Origin of the sequence: Halalkalibacter alkalisediminis (genome assembly GCF_028610705.1) — a bacterium.
Taxonomy (GTDB): Bacteria; Bacillota; Bacilli; order Bacillales; family Bacillaceae_D; genus Halalkalibacter; species Halalkalibacter alkalisediminis.
This window is the reverse complement of record NZ_JAQQWT010000067.1, coordinates 1-8,021: the sequence shown is the minus strand read 5'-3', so window position 1 is coordinate 8,021 and position 8,021 is coordinate 1. Positions and strand designations below refer to the sequence as shown.

The 8,021-nt window shown below is 34.1% G+C and carries 10 protein-coding genes and 1 pseudogene; 1 reads left to right on the top strand and 10 read right to left on the bottom strand.

Annotated elements, in window-relative coordinates; translation table 11 throughout:
- Window positions 1–380: 380 nt before the first annotated feature.
- A complete protein-coding gene (locus PQ474_RS25245; RefSeq protein WP_273848339.1) occupies window positions 381–857 on the top strand; it encodes an SRPBCC family protein in 477 nt (158 codons plus the stop codon).
- A 938-nt stretch (window positions 858–1,795) separates the two neighbouring features.
- Here the strand turns inward: PQ474_RS25245 and PQ474_RS25240 are convergent.
- From PQ474_RS25240 to PQ474_RS25195, 10 genes and pseudogenes are all read right to left on the bottom strand, one after another.
- Window positions 1,796–2,044, bottom strand: coding sequence for a hypothetical protein (locus PQ474_RS25240; RefSeq protein ID WP_273848338.1), 249 nt, complete (start codon window positions 2,042–2,044; stop codon window positions 1,796–1,798).
- Window positions 2,045–2,218: 174 nt separating this feature from the next.
- On the bottom strand, window positions 2,219–2,560 hold the full coding sequence (locus PQ474_RS25235) for a hypothetical protein (protein WP_273848337.1): 342 nt from the start codon (window positions 2,558–2,560) through the stop codon (window positions 2,219–2,221).
- A gap of 97 nt (window positions 2,561–2,657) precedes the next feature.
- Complete coding sequence (locus PQ474_RS25230; RefSeq protein WP_273848335.1) at window positions 2,658–2,819, bottom strand: hypothetical protein; 162 nt, start codon at window positions 2,817–2,819, stop codon at window positions 2,658–2,660.
- Between the two features lie 464 nt (window positions 2,820–3,283).
- Complete coding sequence (locus PQ474_RS25225; protein ID WP_273848334.1) at window positions 3,284–3,760, bottom strand: ASCH domain-containing protein; 477 nt, start codon at window positions 3,758–3,760, stop codon at window positions 3,284–3,286.
- 114 nt (window positions 3,761–3,874) lie between these two features.
- Entirely contained in the window at window positions 3,875–4,345 is a 471-nt protein-coding gene (locus tag PQ474_RS25220; RefSeq protein ID WP_273848333.1) for a hypothetical protein, read from the bottom strand.
- 475 nt (window positions 4,346–4,820) lie between these two features.
- A complete protein-coding gene (locus PQ474_RS25215; RefSeq protein WP_273848332.1) occupies window positions 4,821–5,159 on the bottom strand; it encodes a type II toxin-antitoxin system PemK/MazF family toxin in 339 nt (112 codons plus the stop codon).
- Window positions 5,149–5,346 (bottom strand): DUF2281 domain-containing protein, encoded by a 198-nt coding sequence (locus PQ474_RS25210; RefSeq protein ID WP_273848331.1) that lies wholly within the window; start codon window positions 5,344–5,346, stop codon window positions 5,149–5,151. Before PQ474_RS25210 ends, PQ474_RS25215 begins: the two co-directional genes overlap by 11 nt.
- Before the next feature lie 344 nt (window positions 5,347–5,690).
- A complete protein-coding gene (locus PQ474_RS25205) occupies window positions 5,691–5,840 on the bottom strand; it encodes a hypothetical protein (protein WP_273848330.1) in 150 nt (49 codons plus the stop codon).
- A 659-nt stretch (window positions 5,841–6,499) separates the two neighbouring features.
- Window positions 6,500–7,526 (bottom strand): annotated as a pseudogene (locus PQ474_RS25200) (IS110 family RNA-guided transposase); the annotation flags it as partial.
- 393 nt (window positions 7,527–7,919) lie between these two features.
- The coding region (locus PQ474_RS25195; RefSeq protein WP_273848340.1) for a sigma 54 modulation/S30EA ribosomal C-terminal domain-containing protein at window positions 7,920–8,021 on the bottom strand (102 nt) is incomplete at its 5' end.

Here is an 8,021-nt window from a genome sequence, read left to right as displayed (position 1 = left end):
CTTATAAGATTGCTTTCAAAAATAAGTCAACAGATTGCCGAAGAAAAATTGAAGGTGTAATAAATTTTTTCAATTAACGGGTGCAAAAGGTCAATAAGTGCAAGCTACATTTTAACGTCTTTGATCTTCCGCAATCGGGCGCTTTTCTGGAATAAGAATTGCGCTCTTTCTTTAAAGTAGACTTTATTATTGGTTGGATATTTATGTTAAAATTATTATAAGTTTGTGAAGGAATGGACTTATACTAATGAAGCAGAATTAGTGGAAGAAGGAGTAATTAATACCTTTATGGAATAAAATGTTGATAAAACCGTTGGATTTTAATAGGTGAAGATAAGCATAGGAAGCTGTAATACATTCGAAAAAAGGAGGTAACCTTCATGAGTAACTATGGCAGTCTCCATGAAAAAGAAGGAAGACACGTTTTGGTTTTTGAACGTAAGTATCCATTTAGTCCTGAAAAAGTATTTCGTTATATAACGGATCCTGATTATTTCACTCAGTGGTATCCATTTGCAACTGGAGATATGGATCTTAGTGTTGGGGGAAAGATAAAGTTTGATGATGGTGAAGGGGCAATCTATGAGGCTGTTATTATCGAAATAAATCCTCCATATTCCTTTTGTTTTCGGGAAGTTGATGATTTGTTAGAGATAAGCATACATGTAGCGGATCAAGGATGCACCTTGACGTTTAGCCATACGTTTGATGATCGCGCAATGGCTATATATATAGCTGCAGGATGGCATAGATGCTTGGATGTCCTTGGTCAATTAATCCATGGTCGTAAAATAGAATGGGAAGATAATGCACTTGAATTACGTGAATACTACAAAAAAAGTTTGTATGAAAATTAAGCGATTTTAGTTAACTTACATATATGTTAGCCGAATGCACAAAAAGTAATACAATCAACAATAGTTGGTCGTTTATTTGTTTTTGGAATTCACGAAGAGAGATTGTAGAGCTTATTCATCATTTACTGCAGAGTACAACGATACTATTCAATAGAAAATGATCTTCAACAATCGGGCGCGATTGTGAAGTAATAAAAGCTTAATTTCTCGGTTACAACATTGATAAATTAGGCTTTTTTGGTTTTCTTAGCGTGAAATTTCAAATGTTGGCGAGACCCCGAAAAACAAAACAATAATTTTTAGTTATTTTTAGCAAGCTTTAGCTTGATTTCAGCCTTTAGGCTGCTAAGGAATCAATTGGTATACTTTAGATAGGGGATCACAAGGTAGCGTGTATGAAAAACTGATGTTGGAGAAATGCTCTAGGATGCAATTACATTTGCTGTTCGTGTACTACTTCTCATTACACTCAAAATCACTTGCTAGAAAGTCATTATTATTGCACCTAATAAAAGAATAAACATCGGTCTATCGACTCGGTCAGTACAATTATAAATACAGATAATACCTATAATCACAAATATCAAACTTGAAGTTGTTACAGTCAAAACTACACGTTTTGAAAGCACTTTGTTCTTTTCAGGGTTACTAATTCTAAGAATTTTAAAAAACGGATATAGAATACCTACCAAAAGAAAAAATAAAGCTATTTGAATGAGATCAAACCAAAACATAAAATATAACCTTCTTAACTTGAATGTTATAATTTTATTTTACTAAACCCTGATGCTTTTATATATCGGAAATTCTTTGGCTATTGATTTTATTTCTTCTTCCACTATCCTGCCCGTTCGCACAACAAGAAGTGCGCTGACCTTGTTAAATCAACGCTCCCATCACTTCAATAAGAGCTATTAAACAACGAACTCCTTATAAAATCAGATTAGGAAAAAGGCTAATAAAAATCCAATTGCAAGCAAAGAATTTGCAATAAAATCCCCATCTTTTCTCTTCGAAAAATAAGGATCAATTAGGGGTAGGCAAAAGCTAAAGGAGGCTAATAAGAATAAAATACGGATATTTAAACTGTTATTAAATAACCCTATGACAACGGTAAAAATAGCAATCATTGCAATAACAACCTTAATTACGGAAAAAATCTTTCCCTTTTCGTTTTTAGTTTCCACAACTTAACACCTCCTCCTCGAGATTACCATAAATGCCCAATCCCATCTACTATTCTGCTACAATATTAAAAAAGCGATATCCCTTATTCCGCTATTCTGCCACTTACTTTAATAAGAAAAAGGGCAATCCCTTCTTAATTCAAGGATTGCTCCCGTCAGCTGAACAAGTGCTAATTATTGATTATTTGCATAGCCTCTTGCCATAGTTGAAGGTGAAAACTTCACTCTGTATTTTCCTCTGAGTTCCTTCTTTACTTTTTCTGTTAGTATAGAACCTTGTTTATTATGTTCTTCTTCCATTTCAATACCATTGGGAATTAATTTATCTTTATCCCAATCAATCCATTTTCCATACTTATTCCCCCATCTCATCAATTCGCCTTTTAACTCATCTGAAATTGGAATGTCTTCTAAATCAAAGTTACAACTGCACTGATTACACCATAATGGGTCCGCTCCAACATCACCTTCAACTTTTAATACGAGAGTTTCTTTTTGCTCACAAAAACAATACATATATTCAACTCCTTAAAAATGGACGTTAGGAAAAAGGCGACTGCCCTTATTGAACAATCGCTACCCATTAGATTAAGATATATAAAACATTTATTACCTATGATTCAAAATTCTTTTTCTCATAGGTACGAATATAGTATTCAAATCTCATTGCAATCCAAATCAAAACCATTGCACTTATACCGTTCCAAAAGCCCCCAAAAAATAAACCTACCCCACCGCCAATAATGATGTATGCCAATAATTGTTTAGGAATCATATTTACTACTCCCTCCAAGTTCCTTCAAAAAGACTGTTCATCTAACCCTATCAGCGAAGTAAGCCAAAAGAGCTGACATTACGACGCTCCAGGTCTTTCGTTCATGCACCATTCAATGAATTAGATATTTTCTTAAAGTGGATGATTTCCTAATAAAATCGAGAAGAATGACATGAATTGAAATAGCCTGAACGATGATTGGTAATTTTTTATCCTCTGACTTACCTGAAATAAGTCTATCTGTCCAAATAATTAACATTAACCAAAAAATTATTTGTAACATTGTTTCCCCCTAAATCAGAAGCTATTTTAACTTTAACATAGATGACTTTCTTGTTGTGCTCCGTTAGTACCATGATCCAAGGAAGGGGACATCGCCTTCACCATTTCTCCTTTATTGAATTATGATCTGGGGTTCAACACAAAGAGCGATTCCCCTTAAAGATGTGTTCTGCCTATAAAATCTATACTTGAAATACTACTTCAAAATCTTCAAAAACCACTGGCATATTATTCATAAACTCATACCCAAGTTCATTTCCTTCTTCCTTGAAGAAACGAATATGTCCCACACGCCAAGATTCCAATGTATCATCCTCACCCTCACGCTTACAAATATCATAAGTAATATCTGAAAATGGAATAATTGTTACTGCAGTTGTTTCAATAACACATTGTGGTACACCTTCCCAATCAGTGACAATACATAAGTCACCAACCTCAGGTATACGCTCACCTTTGATTTCATAGCTCCATAAACTACTTGCTGTAGCCTTTTTTTGTCCAATCATCACCAATCGCAATAATTCATTTGCCCATTTTTCAGTTAATTCAAAATGGAATACATCTAAATACTTTGTTGTTTCACATCTGCCCGTCTTCATCAAAAATGCTTTCCAAAATATATCAATATTTTCTTGTGAATATTCCTCATTTTCCATTAAAGTTACCTCCTCCTCTCTCTCTTAAGTTAGTGCCATGCCCTTTCTTTTTTAACTCTTCTGCTCCAATAATTGAAGAAGCGACAGCTCTGTTCTGCTAAAGCATACATACAATTATTCATTACGCAAATATACAATACCGTCACTTCTTTCTACTTGAAAAGTCAAATTACCATTTGCATTAAGCATTTGGGCGAAATTGTTCATACTCTCTCCTGAAAAATATATACCATAACCGTTATTTTCAGGATACCCGTACAAATAACAAACGACCGTTTCTCCTTTCAGAAAAACAGTTTGGTTCATTCCTTCACTAACGGTTTCACTGATATTATCCCATTTATAACCCACCGTTTCATAAACTATATCTTTCGACGTATATGGGTCAAAAGAATATATTACATCCCATTCAAATGGAGTGACATCTAATAAATTTATTGTATCAATCGATTGTTCAATTGATATTATTTCATCTCTTAACAATTCTTCGTTTACTTCCCACAAATCTTTCTTGAATAGATTTATTAAAACCACAACACATAGCATAACGATGGCTACTATTGCTAATGTTTTTTTAGATTTCAAATCAATACTCCCTCTTTTCTCTTATTAAACTCTTCTGCCACGTTACCTCAATAAGAAAAGAGGCATTCCCTGCTCAGTTAAAGGAACGCCCCCTTTTCTTAACGAAAGTATGAAATTTGAAAAGAACACTTTACTACCCTTTATATCTTCTTTACTTGCTTTCCTAATTTCCAAGTTAAATACCTCCAAAGTAAAACATTTAAATACTAACAGTTATTATAAGCCATCATGCTTCAACTCCTAGTTAGCGCAACGAATGTTATTCTATAATCTGGACCTAAAATGTGAAATGAGCGCTTTTCCTTGTTCCAGGATCGCGCCCGATTGCTGAAGATCATATATAGAATGTTTTGTTTCTTCTTGAAGAAAAGCACCCGTTTGTTTAAGTGAAGACATTCACAATATTTATATTTTAGCACCATCTGATACCAAAAAAGGACTGCTTATCGCAGCCCATTTATACAAATTTTAATTACTAGTTTATTAAGTGTTCTATTTTAGTTCGAACACTATTTAATACTTCTGTGTTCACTTTGCCAAATCTTTTTCTGATAATTCCTTTTGAAAGTGTATAAACTTTGTCTGCTCTCACTGCCGAAGTAACTTTAAGAGCACCTTCGTCTAAATCTTTTTGTTTAATCACGACTGAATAATCAAGGTTTTTTAATTGTGATGTAATAGCAACAACAAGAATATCATCAGTCATCTGATTATAATCATCGTTTGAAATAATGAGAACAGGGCGTTGTTTTCTATTTGACAAGTCACTAAATGGTACTGGAATTAAAACAATGTCACCTTGTTTATGCATCATTCCAAACCTCATCATCTAAATCATTATCCCAAAAATCAATGCTACTTTCGCTCGCTTTTGTTAAATCTTCTGATAAACTTTTCTCTTTTTTTGTCTTTAAATATTCAGCAAATTCTAATATTTTATCGACTTCTTGCTCTGGAATTTCATCAATAATTTTTAGTAATCGTTCCTTAGCAGTATTCATGATGTTCATCACCTCTTCCATGAATATTTTATCTAATTATACCATTTTCAGACATTTCAAACCATTGGTGTTTAAGTAAAGCTCCCGTTAGCCATTCATGCAGCGCAAAATCGGCGCTGCACCACAGAGAATGAAAATGGTTAGGAAGTGGCAATACTGATACTGACCTTAATCCAGTCAATGCTAATCCATAGACTTTAATTAAGATTTATATTGTTCTTTCGTTCAAGCACTCCGTTAGCTTCACAACAAACCTTTGGCTTTTTCAATCCATTTCCTAATGTCTTCTTGGTTATAAAGATAGGTTGTGGGTGAGTCTAAAATATCAATTCCACTAATTGTCTTCAACATTTCCCAAACATTTTCATCCTTAACCCTGGTTCATCAGCCATAACATAAAATTCAGCCCATTCTGATACTTCTTCTCTAATTAAATCACCTGAAAGCACCTTTACTAGTTTTGCGATGACTTCTTTCATATTAGGTTCAATCATAGACACATCACCTTACCTTGTTTCAAACAAGCTCCGATAGTTTAGTACAGGTTTAATTTAGAGTTGTAAGTGAGGCGATGGTCGAAATGATTAGTATAAAAGAAACTGTAAACCATAGGGTATTCCTTGCTGTATTCTCTTCATACTTTATCTTCTTTAACAGTGAAACAAGATTTAAACAGAAAATAATACAATAAATAGGTAACAAATAAAATCCATAAATGGCAAAAAACTGTATCGTAATAAACACACCCTTAACATTTTCTTATTCAACATTATTCCCTCTATATAGAAAGGTAAATCTTTCGATTTCTAGCCTTTTCTCACTATTTCATAGTCATCCATGGTTAATAGACATTGATAACATGGGATAAAGTTGTTTTATAGGTATATTTTGGAGTCGAGAAGCAAAAATGACTGTATGCACCCAAACCACCTCTATCCAAAAAGTGGATATTAAGTTGAAGTATGGTCGCACTGGTGGATGTCTACATTTCTCATGGAGGTCAACCCTCCCATATCTCGCAGAGTCTATGCTCCAAAATTCCTTCGTCCAACCTATCCATGAGGTAGATGTCAGTTATGCTGCCCGACAGGATCAATGTCCGTATTTTAGTTGATTTACTGACTAATCCGTGCTTCAAATGTCTATTAATTATTGAAATTCTAGTTTGTCCCTTATGTTTGCCAGACGTGTGCTCCATCAAGCTTAGCCCTGCTAGTTTTATAATTTGTCGAGGGTGTGAGTAGTAACGTAAATCTCCTACCTCAGCATAGAATCCAGCTATTGTATCTTTTCCGATACCTGTGATCGCTAACATTTGTTGAACACCAGGAATTCGTTCTAGTAGCTCGTCCCTCTTAACCTCAAGTTGTTCAAACTTCTTAGTAATGAGTTCATACTTATTCTAACAACGTGCTTAACTCTAATTTAGCCAAATCTGAACCCTCACGGATTCCAATTGAAACACTAGCTGCCTTCTTTAATTCTATTATTCTACTTATGTCCACTGCACGTTTCACAGCTTTTCTTAGATGAGTTAATATCTCTTGATCAGGGAGTTGAACTAACTCATGTGGTAGTAGATTTAGCTTTAATATTTGAAGAGCTGACTGCCCTTCCCAATCCTTAAACACTGTTAAGAATTCAGGAAAATATCGATCAATCCAATTGTGAATTTGTCCTTGTACTACTTGTAGATCAACGGATAATAGATCACGTATTTTTCTTGCGATTCGTAGATCAGCATATACTCCCTCTGGAATATTAGGTTCAGCGTATCTTCCGTCTTTCACTAATTGAGCAATAACCTTAGCGTCTTTCACATCATTTTTTGTGGGGGAATTATCATCTAATTCCTTCGTCTTCTTAACATGCATTGGATTAACAACGACCAGCTTGAGATTAAGTTCTTTAAGATAATGAGCTAAATTAAGCCAGTAGTGACCAGTAGGTTCAACACCGACAATTACTTTATCTATATCTTGTTGACCCTGAATCTCTCTAATCCATTCAACAAATACATCAAAACTATCTTTCGTATTTTCAAAGTGTAAAGGTTTTCCAAACTCCAAACCTCTGAAGTCTTGAGCACGAGCTACGTGCTTGAATTTCGCAATATCAACACCTATAATGAGTGTTTGAGAAGTAATTTGAGCAATTTTATTATTTTGGTTATAATTCATTTGAAGGCCTCCTGGTTTATATAATTTGTCCTTTCGCTGGCCAGCTTCGGACATTTATATCATACCAAGAGGTTATTTTTTTGTTCAAACTCCATTTTTTATCATTACAGGAATGCTGCCCTATTGTTTAAGTGTATTTCTTCACAATCGCCTCTAAAATATCCATTTATTTTGAAAATGAGTTACTCCACAATCTCGCCCGATTGTAGAATAAGAAAAAAATCCTGCATATCCATACAGGATTTTTGATCATGTAGCTTTCTAAATGATTAAGCTTTATTCTAAACGGTCTACTTTTTAAACGTCGTATCTTTTTTTATAAACATCGCGACTTTTGTTTAAAAACCATAAAAGGTAACACAGAAATACTGTTTCCCCCATTTTATGACTAGCTTATGCTCCAGATTCAATCAAACCGTATTTTCCATCTCGACGTTTGTAGACAACATTGTTTGATCCATTTATGGCATCGTAATAGACAAAGAAGTTATGACC

Excerpts from the sequence above, each read along its gene's own strand:
- PQ474_RS25245 (WP_273848339.1), top strand. The coding sequence starts at position 381 with ATGAGTAACTATGGCAGTCTCCATGAAAAAGAAGGAAGACACGTTTTG.
- PQ474_RS25235 (WP_273848337.1), bottom strand. The coding sequence starts at position 2,560 with ATGTATTGTTTTTGTGAGCAAAAAGAAACTCTCGTATTAAAAGTTGAA.
- PQ474_RS25230 (WP_273848335.1), bottom strand. The coding sequence starts at position 2,819 with ATGATTCCTAAACAATTATTGGCATACATCATTATTGGCGGTGGGGTA.
- PQ474_RS25225 (WP_273848334.1), bottom strand. The coding sequence starts at position 3,760 with ATGGAAAATGAGGAATATTCACAAGAAAATATTGATATATTTTGGAAA.
- PQ474_RS25215 (WP_273848332.1), bottom strand. The coding sequence starts at position 5,159 with ATGATGCATAAACAAGGTGACATTGTTTTAATTCCAGTACCATTTAGT.
- PQ474_RS25210 (WP_273848331.1), bottom strand. The coding sequence starts at position 5,346 with ATGAATACTGCTAAGGAACGATTACTAAAAATTATTGATGAAATTCCA.
- PQ474_RS25205 (WP_273848330.1), bottom strand. The coding sequence starts at position 5,840 with ATGATTGAACCTAATATGAAAGAAGTCATCGCAAAACTAGTAAAGGTG.